13 protein-coding genes and 1 riboswitch are annotated in these 14,039 nt (G+C 60.9%); of the genes, 9 read left to right on the top strand and 4 right to left on the bottom strand.

Going from position 1 to position 14,039, the window contains the following annotated elements:
- Positions 1-16 precede the first annotated feature (16 nt).
- Positions 17-1,279: a magnesium transporter MgtE N-terminal domain-containing protein gene (locus Q363_RS06780; protein ID WP_035348894.1), complete on the top strand. Its 1,263-nt coding sequence runs from the start codon at positions 17-19 to the stop codon at positions 1,277-1,279.
- Between the two features lie 61 nt (positions 1,280-1,340).
- Positions 1,341-2,387, top strand: a complete 1,047-nt coding sequence (locus Q363_RS06785) for a CgeB family protein (RefSeq protein WP_035348895.1) — start codon at positions 1,341-1,343, stop codon at positions 2,385-2,387.
- A 6-nt stretch (positions 2,388-2,393) separates the two neighbouring features.
- Here the strand turns inward: Q363_RS06785 and Q363_RS06790 are convergent, their stop codons facing one another.
- Entirely contained in the window at positions 2,394-2,924 is a 531-nt protein-coding gene (locus Q363_RS06790) for a molybdopterin-dependent oxidoreductase (RefSeq protein WP_035348896.1), read from the bottom strand.
- 91 nt (positions 2,925-3,015) lie between these two features.
- Here Q363_RS06790 and nuoI point away from each other — a divergent pair, with 91 nt between their 5' ends.
- The 6 genes from nuoI to Q363_RS06820 all read left to right on the top strand — a co-directional run bounded on the left by nuoI (position 3,016) and on the right by Q363_RS06820 (position 9,836).
- Positions 3,016-3,525: an NADH-quinone oxidoreductase subunit NuoI gene (gene nuoI, locus Q363_RS06795; protein ID WP_035348898.1), complete on the top strand. Its 510-nt coding sequence runs from the start codon at positions 3,016-3,018 to the stop codon at positions 3,523-3,525.
- A gap of 106 nt (positions 3,526-3,631) precedes the next feature.
- A complete protein-coding gene (locus Q363_RS06800; RefSeq protein WP_035348899.1) occupies positions 3,632-4,732 on the top strand; it encodes a homocysteine S-methyltransferase family protein in 1,101 nt (366 codons plus the stop codon).
- Positions 4,729-7,452, top strand: coding sequence for a methionine synthase (metH, locus tag Q363_RS06805; RefSeq protein WP_035348901.1), 2,724 nt, complete (start codon positions 4,729-4,731; stop codon positions 7,450-7,452). The genes Q363_RS06800 and metH overlap by 4 nt, the downstream gene beginning before the upstream one ends.
- A 160-nt stretch (positions 7,453-7,612) precedes the next feature.
- Positions 7,613-7,924 (top strand): response regulator, encoded by a 312-nt coding sequence (locus tag Q363_RS06810; protein WP_245632067.1) that lies wholly within the window; start codon positions 7,613-7,615, stop codon positions 7,922-7,924.
- A gap of 99 nt (positions 7,925-8,023) precedes the next feature.
- Positions 8,024-8,136: riboswitch (SAM riboswitch) on the top strand.
- A gap of 128 nt (positions 8,137-8,264) precedes the next feature.
- Entirely contained in the window at positions 8,265-9,551 is a 1,287-nt protein-coding gene (gene thrC / locus Q363_RS06815) for a threonine synthase (RefSeq protein ID WP_035348902.1), read from the top strand.
- Positions 9,552-9,554: 3 nt separating this feature from the next.
- Positions 9,555-9,836, top strand: a complete 282-nt coding sequence (locus Q363_RS06820) for a MoaD/ThiS family protein (RefSeq protein WP_035348903.1) — start codon at positions 9,555-9,557, stop codon at positions 9,834-9,836.
- 81 nt (positions 9,837-9,917) lie between these two features.
- Here the strand turns inward: Q363_RS06820 and Q363_RS37865 are convergent, their stop codons facing one another.
- Positions 9,918-10,070, bottom strand: a complete 153-nt coding sequence (locus Q363_RS37865; protein ID WP_035348904.1) for a DUF3309 domain-containing protein — start codon at positions 10,068-10,070, stop codon at positions 9,918-9,920.
- Positions 10,071-10,272: 202 nt separating this feature from the next.
- Here Q363_RS37865 and Q363_RS40220 point away from each other — a divergent pair, with 202 nt between their 5' ends.
- Entirely contained in the window at positions 10,273-10,422 is a 150-nt protein-coding gene (locus tag Q363_RS40220; RefSeq protein ID WP_157466590.1) for a lmo0937 family membrane protein, read from the top strand.
- Between the two features lie 93 nt (positions 10,423-10,515).
- Here the strand turns inward: Q363_RS40220 and lon are convergent, their stop codons facing one another.
- Positions 10,516-12,936 carry an endopeptidase La gene (gene lon / locus Q363_RS06830; RefSeq protein ID WP_035348905.1) on the bottom strand — a complete coding sequence of 807 codons (2,421 nt, stop codon included), beginning with the start codon at positions 12,934-12,936 and terminating at the stop codon, positions 10,516-10,518.
- 164 nt (positions 12,937-13,100) lie between these two features.
- On the bottom strand, positions 13,101-13,994 hold the full coding sequence (locus tag Q363_RS06835; protein WP_035348906.1) for an FkbM family methyltransferase: 894 nt from the start codon (positions 13,992-13,994) through the stop codon (positions 13,101-13,103).
- Positions 13,995-14,039 lie beyond the last annotated feature (45 nt).

The following is a 14,039-nucleotide window of genomic DNA, read 5'->3' on the forward strand; positions in this document are numbered from 1 at the left end:
GCTCGCGCGAGCAGATATGAGCAGGTGCGGACCCAACATGACCACCGTAGCCTCGCTCGTCGGCGCGCCAGTTCGCAACGCCAGCGGGGAGATGATCGGACGAGTTCGCGAGTTTGCAGTCTCGCCCTCGCGTGACGCCTCGCGAGTCTACGGACTTGTCCTGAAGCTCTCTGCCCATGCTCGCGGCGGGAACGAGAACATGGTTGCCGTCGAAGATCTGGAAGTTGACGCTGACGACCTTCGAATGGTGACAAATGCCGCGCCCGTCCCGCCTCCGAATGACCCTGCCCTCGTCCTCCTCGAGCGCGACCTGCTCGACCAGCAGATCATCGACGTCCACGGCCGCAAAGTCGTCCGCGTGAACGATGTCCACCTCTGCTGGGAGCACACCTCCGACCGCCGCCTCAACCTGCGCATCGCCGAGGTGGAAGTTGGTCTCCGCGGAGCTGTCCGCCGTCTCATCAAGGGCCTTCCCTCAAGCACCGTCGAAGCCATCGCCTCCCGCTTCACTCCCAGCGTCATTCCGTGGGAGTTCGTGGATCTTATCGACCCCTCCCGCCGCGTCCGCCTCAAGGTAGACCAGGACCGGCTCTCGGAGATGCATCCCTCGGACCTGGCCGACATCCTCGAAGAGTTGGCCCCGCCGGAACGGCAGGCGCTGTTCGAGAGTCTGGACGAGGAGGTCGCGGCCGAGACCCTCGAAGAGGTCCAGCCCAAGCTGCAAAAGTCCCTCGTCCAGGCGCTCGACTCCGAGCACGTCGCAGGGATCGTGGAAGAGATGGACCCCGGAGCAGCCGCCGACCTGCTCGCCGAACTCCCCGAAGAAAAGTCCGAGGAGATCCTCGAAGAGATGGCCCCCGAGGAGCGGCAGGAAGTCGAAGATCTGCTTGAGTTCTCGCAAGACTCCGCTGCCGGCCGCATGACGACCGAGTACCTCGAGCTTCCCGAGACCGCCCGGGTCGCCGATGTCCACGCCGCTCTGCGCGCCTTCGAGGGCGACATCGAGCTGATCACCGACATCTATCTGACCGGCGAGGAGGGCAAGCTCACCGGTCTGATTCCGGTTGTGCGCATCCTGCTTGCTGGCGCCGAGACGCCGTTATCCGATCTGCCTCATGGGCACCTCGTCACCTGCCATGTCGATGCTGGCGGACGCAAGGTAGCCGAGCTGTTCGACAAGTACAATCTGCGCTCGCTGCCCGTGATCGATGCGGACGGCAAGCTCGTCGGCGTGGTTCACGCCGAGCAGGTCATCGCGCTGCTCCGCGCCAGTCACTGAGCTATCGATTGCGGATTGCCGCTTTGGCCGGCAGCCCAACTCATCGGATAATCAGACCTGAATGAAGATCCTCTACGCGGCGGCGCTGTCGCCGAACGACTCCGCACTTTATCGTCTCTGGGCCCTCGAGCGCCTCGGCCAACAAGTCGTTCCCCTCGACTATCTGTCCTATGAAGCGTCAAACCCCATCGTGCACAGGATCGTCTATCGGCTCGCCGCAGGTCCTCACGTCGAGCGTTTCAATCGCGACCTCATCCAGCTGGCCGAGCGCGAGAAGCCCGACCTGTTGTGGGCCGATAAGATTCTCTGGATGAAGCCGCGTACGCTCGACCATCTGCGCTCGCTCGGTGTCACCACTGTCAGCTACATGATCGACAATCCCTTCGGCCCTCGCCGCGATCCTGGCTGGCGGCTCTACATGAAGGGCATTCCGCACTACGATCTTCATGTCGTGCAACGCGACAAGAACATCGCCGACTATCGTCAGCGCGGTGCACGCGACGTCATCAAGATTCAGACAGCCTATGAGCCCACGCTCCATTTCCCGCCGCCCGAAGGCTGGTCGGACCGCAATCGCGACCGGGAGGTCTCCTTCGTCGGAACGCCGTATGACGACCGCGCCGCCGTTCTTACACGGCTCTCGGAGGAGTTCGGCGTCACCATCTCCGGCAACGACCGCTCCTGGCGGCGCGCGCTTGCGCCCGCATCCTTCTCAAAGCTCTACCGTGAGGGAGAACTCTACCGGCAGCAGTATCGTGAGGCCCTCTGGCGCTCGAAGATCAACCTCAGCTTCATCACCCACTCCAACCTGGACGAGTTCGTCCATAAGAGCTTCGAGATCGCCGGCTGCGGCGGTTTCCTGCTCGCCGAGCGCTCCGCGGGCCACCTCGATCGCTTCCGCGAGGACGAGGAGGCCGTCTTCTTCACCGGCTATGACGAGCTTGCTGCCAAGATTCGCCGCTATCTTCCTGACGAAGCTGCCCGCGCCCGAATCGCCGCCGCCGGCCAGGCCCGCGCCCATCGCGACGGCTACTACAACGACCGCCAGGTAGGACTTATCCTAGAGCGCGCCGAATCGATCCTCGCCGCGAAGGGGATTCTTCGCTGAACCGGCCTACTCGCCGACGGTGACCAACCGGATCGCCGAAAGGTTTCGCACCCAGCGCTTTGGCTTCTTGTCGGCACTTGCCACCAGCTTCAGCTTGCCGTCCTCGCCCAGCGGTTTACCGTCCACGCTGGTCGCTACGACCACGTCGGCCGCGTGCTCGGAGCCTTCGATCTCCGTAGCCGAGTAGAGCACCCAGTACTTATCGGTTCCTTCAGCGACGATGTAGCTGTGCAGCATCTTTCGATGGGTCGGCTGGCCCACGGCAAACCCGTACTTCGCGAGCAGATCGCCCAGCGCAACCCCCGTATACGATTCGTCTTTCTTTGTGTGTTCGTTATGGACGGTCACGGTCTTCTGAGGCAGCGACGCAAGATCGTTCAGCGTCACCGTCGACGTCTTGCCCTCGACCGTAAGTTGAAGATGCGTCGAAGGAGCGGCCTTTGCATGGGCATGCTCCGGCTCTGTCTGGGCTGAGAGATAGGAACTGCCGCCAATTAGGGCAAGTGCCAACATCAGGGTTACTGACCTGGTCGTCATGCAAATATCCTAAACGGGAGCGGCGCCGTCGAGCGGGAGGGCAAACCGAGCCAGCTCTCGTTCGCGCTTTGCCTCACGCTATACTTAACCCATGTCCATCGTTCGCAACGCTGCCGCCATCGTCAAGGGAATGAGCGTCACTCTGAAAGAGGCCTTTCAGCCGACCGAAGTCGAGAACTATCCCGACGGCAAAGGCCCCATGCGGGGCGCAAAGTTCCAGGAGCGCTTCCGCGGGAAGCACCAGCTTCAGCGCGACGAGAATGGCCTTGAGAAGTGCGTCGCCTGCTTCCTGTGCGCGGCCGCCTGCCCCTCCAACTGCATCTACATCGAGGCTGCGGAGAACACCGCCGAGCAGCGCATTTCCGGCGCCGAGCGTTACGCCAAGGTCTACAACATCGACTACAACCGCTGCATTTTCTGCGGCTACTGTGTTGAGGCCTGCCCGACCGATGCCATCACCCACGGCCACGGTTTCGAACTCGCCTCGCTGAACGCGACCTCGCTGGTGATGCGCAAGGAAGATCTGCTGGTTCCCCTTCACACACATAAGCTGCCTGACGCCGTGCTCTCGGACAAGGACGAAGCCGAGATTCTCGCGTAGAAGAGGACGGTTGCAGAGTGGACGCTGACGGCATGAGCCTGAACTCGTCGCCCAGCTGGTGGCGCGCGAGTGCACCACGCAATGACGGAAGGACATCCAATACGAGATGACGACACCTCGCCAACATCCCCTTGAAGCCCTGCTCCAGCAGCGGATTGCCATCATCGATGGAGCGATGGGCACGACCATCCGCACCTACGGGATGAAGGAAGCCGACATCCGTGGCGAGCGATTCAAGGACTCGACCAAGGACCTGCTGAACAACGGCGACCTATTCTCGCTGACGCAGCCGAAGATGATCTGCGATATCCATCGGCGGTTCCTGGAGGCCGGTGCGGACATCATCGAGACGAACACCTTCGGCGCGACCAGCATCACGCAGAGCGAGTTCTTCGTGGACGATCCGCGCGAGCACGGCGGGCGCAAGAATCCTGAGTTTTACCAGAAGATCGTTGAAGACCCGTTCCTCAACAACCTGGCATGGGAGATCAATGAAAAATCGGCGCAACAGTGCCGCGAGTGGGCTGACCGCATTGCGAACGAGACAGGGCAGCAGCGCTTCGTCGCTGGAGCAATCGGGCCGCTGACCGTCTCTCTCTCGAACTCGCCCGACGCCGATGACCCGGGCTTCCGTGTGGTGACCTTCGATCAGGTGAAGGCGGCCTACGCGCAACAGGTGCGCGCGCTGATCGCCGGCGGCGTGGACGTGCTTCTGGTCGAGACGATCTTCGACTCGCTGAACGCCAAGGCAGCGCTTGTCGCTATCCGCGAGGTGTTTGACCAGGACAACCAGAAGCTGCCGGTGATGATCTCCGCCGCGGTAGGCCGTGGCGGCGAGACGCTGATCTCCGCGCAGACCACCGAAGCCTTCTGGAACGCCGTTCAGCACGTGAAGCCGCTGTCGGTGGGACTCAACTGCTCTCTCGGCCCCGATCTGATGTATCCGTTCCTTGAAGAACTCTCCGAGAAGGCGAACGTAGCGATCTCCTGCTACCCGAACGCCGGCCTGCCAAACCCCCTGTCGGAGACGGGCTTCGATCTGGGACCTGCGGACATGGCCCGCTACCTGGGCGACTTCGCACGGGGCGGCCTGATCAACATTGCCGGCGGCTGCTGCGGCAATACGCCCGAGCACATTGCTGCAATCGCGAAGGCGCTCGAAGGCAAGGCCCCGCGCAAGCTCGGCAAGATCGAGGTCGCAGCGTGAGCGTAATCGAGACCGCAGCCGCAGTTGCTGAGACGAAGCCGCTCCGCCTGTCTGGATCGCAGCCCTTCACTCAGCAGCGCAGCGTCTACATCGTCATCGGCGAGCGCACCAACGTCGCCGGGTCGCCGAAGTTCGCCAAGCTGGTCAAGGAAGGCAAGTACGAAGAGGCGGTCAGCGTCGCCCGCCAGCAGGTCGAGAACGGCGCCAACATCCTCGACATCTGCATGGACGAGGGCATGATCGACGGCGTCGCCGCCATGACGCGCTACCTGCAGCTTCTGGCCAGCGAGCCCGAGGTTGCCAAGGTCCCCTTCATGGTCGACTCCTCGAAGTGGGAGGTCATCGAGGCGGGGCTCAAGTGCCTCCAGGGCAAAGGCATCGTCAACTCCATCTCGCTGAAGGAAGGCGAAGCGAAGTTCCGCCAGAGCGCAGCCACCGTGCTGAAGTACGGCGCTGCGGTGGTAGTGATGGCCTTCGACGAGCAGGGTCAGGCCGCCAGCTACGAGGACAAGATCCGCATCTGCGAGCGTGCCTACCGCATCCTGGTTGATGAGGTCGGCTTTCCGCCTGAGGACATCATCTTCGACCCTAACATCCTCACCGTCGCCACCGGCATGGAGGAGCACAACAACTACGCGGTCGACTTCATCAACGCCACGCGCTGGATCAAGGCCAACCTGCCCCACGCAAAGGTCTCCGGCGGCGTCTCAAACATCTCGTTCAGCTTTCGAGGCAACAACAAGGTTCGCGAGGCCATGCACTCGGCATTCCTCTACCACGCCATCGCGGCGGGCATGGACATGGGCATCGTCAATGCCGGCATGCTCGAGGTGTACGAGGAGATTGAGCCGGAACTAAAGGAACTGGTCGAAGACGTTCTGCTCAACCGGCGCCCCGACGCGACTGAGCGCCTGGTGGAGCTCGGCGAGACGCTAAAGGGTACCAGTTCGGCAGCCAGCGAGAAGAAGGCCGAAGAGTGGCGCAGCGGCACGGTCGAGGAGCGCCTCTCGCACGCGCTGGTCAAGGGAATCGACACATACATCGAGATCGACACCGAAGAGGCTCGCGTCAAGCTGGGCCGCCCGCTCCAGGTGATCGAAGGCCCCCTGATGGCCGGCATGAGCGTTGTAGGCGATCTCTTCGGAGCCGGCAAGATGTTCCTGCCTCAGGTGGTCAAATCGGCCCGCGTGATGAAGAAAGCCGTGGCGCATCTGACGCCGTACATGGAAGCCGAGAAGGCCGCTTTGGAGGCGGCCGGCCACGAGGTGAAGGCGCAGGGCAAGATCCTGCTCGCCACAGTCAAGGGCGACGTGCACGACATCGGTAAAAACATCGTCGGCGTCGTGCTTGCCTGCAACAACTACGAGGTCATCGACATGGGGGTCATGGTCCCCAGCGAGAAGATCCTCGAACGCGCGAGGGCTGAGAAGGTCGATCTGATCGGTCTCAGCGGCCTGATCACACCATCACTCGACGAGATGATGCACGTGGCTCGCGAGATGGAGCGGCAGGGCTTCAAGCTACCGCTGCTCATCGGCGGAGCGACCACCAGCCGCAGGCATACAGCCGTCAAGATTGCGCCCCACTACAGCGAGCCGGTGGTTCACGTCCTCGACGCCAGCCGCGCTGTGCCAGTGACCACAAGCCTTCTAAGCGAGGAAGGGAAACAGGAGTTCGTAGCACAACATCAGGCCGAGTACGAGGCGCTTCGCAAGGCCCACGCTGCGCCGCGTCAGACAGTCGTCCCGCTTGAGACCGCTCGCGCAAGACGTACCCCGATCGAATGGCGTGCCGAAGACCTTGCCGTGCCCGCTTTTACCGGTGTGCGCGTTCTCGACAACTTCCCGCTCGAGACGTTGCGCGAGTTCATCGACTGGTCGCCGCTCTTCCACGCCTGGGGACTGAAGGGTGTATACCCGCGCATTCTCGACCACGAGGAGCAGGGCGAACAGGCACGCCAGATCCTCGCCGATGCCAACACGCTCCTGGATCGCATCATTGCGGAGAAGATGATCGCGGCGCGCGGCGTCTACGGCTTCTTTCCCGCCAACGCCGTCGGCGACGATGTCGAGCTATATATGGACGGGGCGCGCGAAAAGGTTCTCGATCGGTTCCACTTCCTGCGTCAGCAGGCGAACAGGGAAGGGAATGAGCCCTGCCGGTCGCTGACCGACTTCATCGCGCCGAAGGAGACTGGCCTGCCGGATTCCATCGGCGCCTTCGCGGTGACCAGCGGGATCGGCCTGAAGGAGCTCTGTGACCGCTTCCGGGCCCAGAACGACGACTACAACGCCATCATGGCCGAGGCGCTCGCCGATCGTCTCGCCGAAGCCTTTGCCGAGTGCCTGCACAAGCGCGTGCGCGATGAGTGGGGTTACGGCTGCCAGGAGAACCTTACCCCAGAAGAGCTGATCCAGGAGAAGTATCGGGGAATCCGGCCTGCTCCGGGCTACCCGGCGTGCCCGGACCACACTGAAAAGGGAACGATCTGGCGCCTGCTCGATGTGCAGGCCAACACCGGAATGATGCTCACCGAGTCATTTGCGATGTGGCCCGGATCGAGCGTCAGCGGCCTCTACTTCGCGCACCCGGAGTCGCGCTACTTCAGCCTGGGCAAGATCGATCGCGATCAGGTCGCCGACTACCACGAACGCAAGGGGATGACTGTGGCCGAGGTCGAGCGATGGCTGGGGCCGAACCTGAACTACGACCCGGAATGACTTCTCCGGCTGCCGGTTGGATGGGGCATAACTCCCGCCGCGCCGGCAACGGATTGGTGAAATAATGGCCAAGCGCGACGATTCGCGGCGGCCTCACATGGAAACGAACTCTGCCAAACCCTCAATCCTTCACGTGTGTCACCGCGAGATGTTAAGGCCCTTGCGCGATCAGATTCTTCGCATCTCGGGATTCGACGTCGACTCAACTCTAAGCACCACAGAAGGCCTTAATATGTTCTGGGCCAAGCCGTACGATCTGGTGCTCATCGACGTTGAGGGAGTCTCCGGAATTCCCGATGCCGAGCACATCTGCTCCGAGATCAAGACAGCGCAACCCGGCCAACGCGTAGCGTTCGTCTGCAACTGGCGCGTTGCCATCGAGACCGATTGCCCTGACGAAATTCTCCGTACCGAGTTTGATCCGGCCGCGTTTGTAGGCGGCGTGCGTGAGATATTCAACGGGCAACGGTAGCCACGAATCATGACCCGGACATCCTTGCGGTGGGCCCAAGCATGTGCTAAAACTGATACATTCAGTCTGGCGGAAGACTATCTTCCCTCCCAGGCGCGAATTTCATGAAGAGTGGTTGAGGGACGAGCCCTGTGACGCCACGACAACCGGCCTGAAACCATTATTTCGGGCGACCGGTGTCAACTCTCTCCTGGAAACAGGGAACATGAGATTCGAGGGGCATACCCCATGTAGCCCCGCGATCCTCAGTCCACCCGGACTGCATATGCCGACGCATATGTAGTTATTCCATCGAGAGACGTCACAGATTTCATTCCTCCTCCACACTGGAGAGAGCGTAATGAGCTATTCCTGTACCTCGACAGCATACGAGCTTAAGTGCAACGAGTGCGGCAAGAGATTCGGCAACCAGCCGCTTTCAGCCTGCCCGGACTGCCTGGCTCCCCTCGAAGTGGTCTACGACCTGGACTCCGCACGCGGCATCTTCACGCGCGAGGCCATCGCTTCCGGCCCGGCGAACATCTGGCGTTACGCAGCGCTGCTTCCGCTTCCCAGGGGCTTTGAACCGGATCTTCCCGTTGGCTTCACCCCACTGGTCAAGGCAAGGAATCTCGGCAAGCGCATCGGCGCCTCCAATCTCTACGTCAAGAACGACGCCGTCTGTTTCCCGACACTCAGCTTCAAGGATCGCGTGGTCTCGGTCGCTCTCGCCAACGCTCAGGGCTTCGGCTTTGAGACCGTCGGCTGCTCCTCCACCGGCAATCTCGCCAACTCGGTTGCCGCGCAGGCTGTGCGTCTCGGCCTCAAGGCATGCATCCTGGTTCCCGCCGATCTCGAGGCCGCGAAGATTCTCAACACCCAGGTCTACGGCGCGCGGCTCGTCCGTATCGACGGCAACTACGATCACGTCAACCGCCTCTGCACGCTCGTCGCCGACGAGTACAACTGGGGCTTCGTCAACGTGAATCTACGGCCCTACTACGCGGAAGGTTCAAAGACCGTCGGCTACGAGATCGCCGAGCAACTCGGCTGGAGGCTTCCCGACAACGTCGTTGTCCCAATGGCCGGTGGCTCGCTCATTCGCAAGATCCGCAAGGCATTCCAGGAGCTCATCTACCTCGGCCTCGTCGAGGACAAGCCGGTTCGCTTCTTCGGAGCGCAGGCCACCGGCTGCTCCCCCATCTCGCAGGCGGTCAAGCACGGCCTCGACTTCATCGAGCCGCAGCGCCCGAACACCATCGCCCGCTCGCTCGCCATCGGCAACCCCGCGGACGGCCCCGCCGCCGCAAAGATGATTCAACAGACCGGCGGATGGGCCGAGGATGTTTCTGACGTCGAGATCGTCTCCGGTATCCAGGAGCTCGCCGAGACCGAGGGCATCTTCACCGAGACCGCCGGCGGCGTCACCACGGCAGTCACGGCACGCCTCTACGCGCACGGCCGCATCTCGCCCGACGAACTCACCGTAAGCTGCATAACCGGCAACGGTCTCAAAACCACCGACGCGCTCCAGGGACACTACGAGCAGCAGCGGGCCGTCCGGCCGCGTCTCGCCGACTTCGATTCTTACCTTCGCGAACTCGACGGCATAGCAGAGACCGAGCTGGTAGCAGCAGGAGGAAATTAATTCATGTCAATCAAAGTAACGCTCCCGACCGCCTTCACTCGTCACACCGCTGGACGCAAGCAGTTCGACTCCCTTGCCGAAAACCTTCCCGGTCTCCTCGCCGACATCGACAAGACCTTCCCGGCGCTCGCAACACAGATAAAGGGCGAAGACGGCAAGCTGCGCCGCTTTATCAACATCTACGTCAACGATGAGGACATCCGCTTTCTCGGCGGCGAGACCTACGCCTTCCAGGACGGCGATGAGGTCATGCTCATCCCATCGATCGCCGGCGGATCGCGTTAATTCCTGGAAGAGTAAAGGCGCACCTCGCGCGAGGTGCGCCTTGTCATTTGCAGCAGGGATACCCTTGCCGCCGACCCCGAATCAGAAGCCGCGGTTCAAGAGCATGTAGATCAACACGATCAGTAGAATGAGTCCCAATCCGCCGCTGGGATAGTATCCCCAGCTACGACTGTATGGCCACGTCGGAAATGCCCCAAAGGCAAGCACGAGCAGAATAATAAGCAGAATTAGCATGAAATTATCCTCGTGTTCGCAAGATCGTAATCCAAACCTCTCTTTTCAGTAGATGCCTGTCGAGGAGAGGGCGTTATCTCTCGAGCCTCAGAGCACTGGATTGGCCGGGGCAACGAATCGTGGCTCCTTCGTCTCTTATCGAGAGGCGTTCTGCCACCTGTTAGAAGAGTTCTGGGCACCCTCTCAGAAAGAGGAATCTGCAATGTTTCTCATCCTCGCTGTCGTTCTCTTCATCGTCTGGATCTGTAGCTTTTTGATGTTCAAGACGGCTGGACTCCTGATTCACCTCCTGCTGTTGTTTGCGATCCTCTCCATCGTCATGCACTTCATCAGCGGCAAGCGCGCAGTTTAGTCGCCAACCGAAGCGGCTCCCTCGAACTGCGGCCATAGCAATAAAGAAGGGCGAGCCCGTGACTCGCCCTTCTTCGAGATGAGATTGATGGCTCTACTGGTGCTGGTGTGCAGCCGGCTGCGGCAGGTCGATGTTGCTCGTAAGCAGAGCCTCCGGCGCCTCTTCCTTCAACTCCGGCAGCTTGCCCTCGAGCGCGATCTGCAGAACCTGGTCCATGTCTTCGACGAAGTGCAGCTTCATGCTTGTCTTCAAAAGTTCCGGCAGATCGGCCAGGTCCTTCTTGTTCTCTTCGGGAAGAACCGCCTCGAAGATTCCCGCGCGATGCGCCGCCAGCAGCTTTTCTTTTAGACCACCGATCGGCAGCACCTTGCCGCGCAGCGTCACCTCGCCGGTCATTGCGATATCGCGCCGCACCTTGATCTTGGTTAGCGCGCTGGCAAGCCCGGTGGCAAGCGTAATGCCGGCCGACGGACCGTCCTTCGGAATCGCTCCCTCCGGCACGTGCACATGAATATCCACGTTGCGATAGAAGTCCTTCGCAAGCCCAAGCTGGTGCGCGCGCGAGCGAATGTAGCTCAGTGCGGCATGGGCCGACTCCTGCATCACGTCGCCCAACTGTCCTGTCGTCGTCAGCTTGCCCTTGCCGTCCAGCACCTGAACCTCTGTCTGCAGGATCGAACCACCAACCTCCGTCCATGCAAGGCCCGTCACCAGCCCGACCTCGCTCTTCTCGTGGACCTGCGAGTCGCGGAACTTGGCCACGCCCAGAAGCTCCGTGAGATTGTCCGGCGTCACGCTCTCCTGGTGATTGGGCCCGTTCTTCACAACGCGTCGAGCCACCTTGCGGCAAACGTTGCCGATCTCGCGTTCCAGGTTTCTCACGCCGGCCTCGCGGGTGTACGAGCGAATCATCTGCTTGAGCGCATCGTTCTCAAAGACGATTTGCTCCTCGCTCAGTCCCGTCGCCTCGCGCTGCTTCTTCACAAGATACTGCTTGGCGATCTCCAGCTTTTCAAGCTCCGTGTACCCGTGCAGCCGCAGGATCTCCATGCGGTCCTGCAGCGGGCCGGGGATCGTATGCAGCACATTCGCGGTCGCGACAAACAGCACCTGCGAGAGGTCGTACTCCACGTCCAGATAGTGGTCCTGGAACGAGGTGTTCTGCTCCGGGTCCAGCACCTCAAGCAGGGCACTCGCGGGGTCGCCGCGGAAGTCCGAGGCCATCTTGTCGATCTCGTCCAGCATGAAGACCGGGTTCTTCGTCCCCGCCTTCTTCATCGACTGGATGATCTGACCAGGCAGGGCGCCGATGTAGGTACGCCGGTGGCCGCGAATCTCAGCCTCGTCGCGAACGCCGCCCAGCGACATGCGGACGAACTTGCGTCCGGTCGCCTTCGCGATCGACATGCCCAGCGAAGTCTTGCCCACGCCAGGAGGCCCGACAAAGCAGAGAATCGAGCCCTTCGGATTCTTCACCAGCTGACGTACCGCGAGGAACTCGAGGATGCGCTCCTTGATCTTCTCGAGCCCATAATGATCTTCGTTCAGGATCGTTTCGGCGTGCTCGATCGAGCGAATCTCCTTGGAGCGCTTCTTCCACGGCACGGCGAGCAGCCAGTCCAGGTAGTTGCGAGAGACCGTCGATTCGGCCGACATCGGAGGCATCGCCTCGAGCTTCTTCAGCTCCTGAAGCGACTTGTCTAGCACGTCCTTCGGCATTCCGGCGGCCTCGATCTTCTTCTTCAGCTCGTCGAACTCCGACTTCTCGCCGCGGCCCAGCTCCTTCTGGATGGCCTTGATCTTCTCGTTGAGGTAGTACTCCTTCTGCGCCTTCTCCATCTGCCGCTTCACGCGTGACTGGATGGTGCGGTCCATGTTCAGCTTTTCGATCGCCAGGTCCAGCACGTCGCCCACGCGCGCCAACCGCTGCTCCGGATCGAAGACCTCAAGGAGCTGTTGCTTCTCTTCGATCGGAAGCTGCAGGTTAGCTGCAATTGTGTCGGCCAGCTTCGCCGGCTCATCCGAGCGAACGCTTGCGGCCATCGTCTCGTAGTTCAACGACTGCTGCAGCTTCACGTACTGCTCAAACAGCGAGTGAACCCGCTGCATCAACTGCTCTACCTGCGGGGTCAACTCAAGCTGAGTCTTTCCGGTGCGCACTGTCGCCACGAAGAAGCCGTCGGAGTCGTTAATCTCAGTCGCGCGCGCACGCTCGACGCCTTCCACCAGAACCTTGATGTTGCCGTCCGGCATCTTTACGCTCTGCACGATGTTGCCGATCGTGCCCGTCGCGTAGATGTCCTCTGCGTTCGGCTCGTCCACTGAAGCATCATGCTGCGTCGCCAGGAAGATCTTCCGGTCGCCGGAGAGCGCCTCCTCCAGCGCCCGGACGCTCGATTCGCGGCCGACAACGAACGGCGTCATCATGTAGGGGAAGATGACCATGTCGCGGATGGGCATCATCGGAAGCTTCAGTGTGCCGCCGCTCAACGTTTCTTTGGATGGATTCGTCATAGTTCTCCCCGATTAGACGCTCGAATCGCGACAATGATGCACGCGTCCGGTTTCAGGTGATTGTAATGCTTTTAATTACCTTCCAACACCACAACTTCAACGAACCAAAATGGCATACCGGTGCTGTGGCGAAAGCAGGACAGGGGTGCCCGGGAATCAATCGATTAGAACGTTCTGTTCCCGAGTTGGAAGGACGCTCCGGAGGCAACAAGGTCAGCGACCTGCTGAACGTCGCGGACGTAGATTGTATTGCAGGTCTCACGGCTCTTTGAGGGCAACAACTCCAGCTTGCGTGTCCTGGGATCGTACGAGTGCGGTAAAAAGCCGCTTTCACCCAGGCAGTTATGGACTGCAAGCTCGTTTGCGCTGAATTGTTCCTCGGAGCTGTTCATCTCAACGATCCAAGCCAGCAGAGAAGGATGACGCAAGGTACTCGTTGCCCCCGCAAGCACCTCGGCCTCCCAGCCTTCCACATCAATCTTAATGAGCTTCGGTCCACGCTGGTTCAGAACTTTGTCCAGGGTCGAGACCGGAACGTCGATCGAAGGACCTGTCCAGTTTTCATCATTGATAATGTGATTCATGGTGTCGTGCTCGGCGGTGAAACGCAGCATAGCCTCTTCGCGGGCCAACCCGATATTGTGGGCTTCGACTTTGTCGCAGATATTGTTTACTCGAAGGTTTGCGGTAAGCCGGGCAAAGGTCTCGGGAACCGGTTCGATGGTCACGGCGGAGGCGCCCACAGCTCCGGAGGCCAGCACCGTATAAACGCCGGCATTGGCGCCGACGTCTACAAACAGATCGCTCTCTCGCAAAACGTGGAGCAGGAACCCGCACTCGACGAAATCACTTAGACCGGAGTAGATATTCTGCGTTATGCCAGTCATTCCGGGAGCGGCGATTAACTTCGTTTGATTGACAAACGGAACAAGTACGGGGCCAGGCACCAGCCGGCTACCAAGCTGCCATCGAAGGTATCGCGTCAGCGCCGCACGTTTATCGGATTCATTGAGCGGATGCCGAAGGATCGTCCTCAGCGTTCGATGTAAATCTCTCATGTCCCCTGCTGACGATATCGGGTGTTAGAGATGCGGACAGAAGCT

Origin of the sequence: Edaphobacter aggregans DSM 19364 (assembly GCF_000745965.1) — a bacterium.
Taxonomy (GTDB): domain Bacteria; phylum Acidobacteriota; class Terriglobia; order Terriglobales; family Acidobacteriaceae; genus Edaphobacter; species Edaphobacter aggregans.

Bases quoted from the DNA above. Each gene is read 5' to 3' on its own strand.
- thrC (WP_035348902.1), top strand. From the start codon at position 8,265: ATGAGCTATTCCTGTACCTCGACAGCATACGAGCTTAAGTGCAACGAG.
- nuoI (WP_035348898.1), top strand. From the start codon at position 3,016: ATGTCCATCGTTCGCAACGCTGCCGCCATCGTCAAGGGAATGAGCGTC.
- Q363_RS06835 (WP_035348906.1), bottom strand. From the start codon at position 13,994: ATGAGAGATTTACATCGAACGCTGAGGACGATCCTTCGGCATCCGCTC.
- Q363_RS06785 (WP_035348895.1), top strand. From the start codon at position 1,341: ATGAAGATCCTCTACGCGGCGGCGCTGTCGCCGAACGACTCCGCACTT.
- Q363_RS06800 (WP_035348899.1), top strand. From the start codon at position 3,632: ATGACGACACCTCGCCAACATCCCCTTGAAGCCCTGCTCCAGCAGCGG.
- Q363_RS06790 (WP_035348896.1), bottom strand. From the start codon at position 2,924: ATGACGACCAGGTCAGTAACCCTGATGTTGGCACTTGCCCTAATTGGC.
- Q363_RS37865 (WP_035348904.1), bottom strand. From the start codon at position 10,070: ATGCTAATTCTGCTTATTATTCTGCTCGTGCTTGCCTTTGGGGCATTT.
- Q363_RS06820 (WP_035348903.1), top strand. From the start codon at position 9,555: ATGTCAATCAAAGTAACGCTCCCGACCGCCTTCACTCGTCACACCGCT.
- Q363_RS40220 (WP_157466590.1), top strand. From the start codon at position 10,273: ATGTTTCTCATCCTCGCTGTCGTTCTCTTCATCGTCTGGATCTGTAGC.
- Q363_RS06780 (WP_035348894.1), top strand. From the start codon at position 17: ATGAGCAGGTGCGGACCCAACATGACCACCGTAGCCTCGCTCGTCGGC.
- lon (WP_035348905.1), bottom strand. From the start codon at position 12,936: ATGACGAATCCATCCAAAGAAACGTTGAGCGGCGGCACACTGAAGCTT.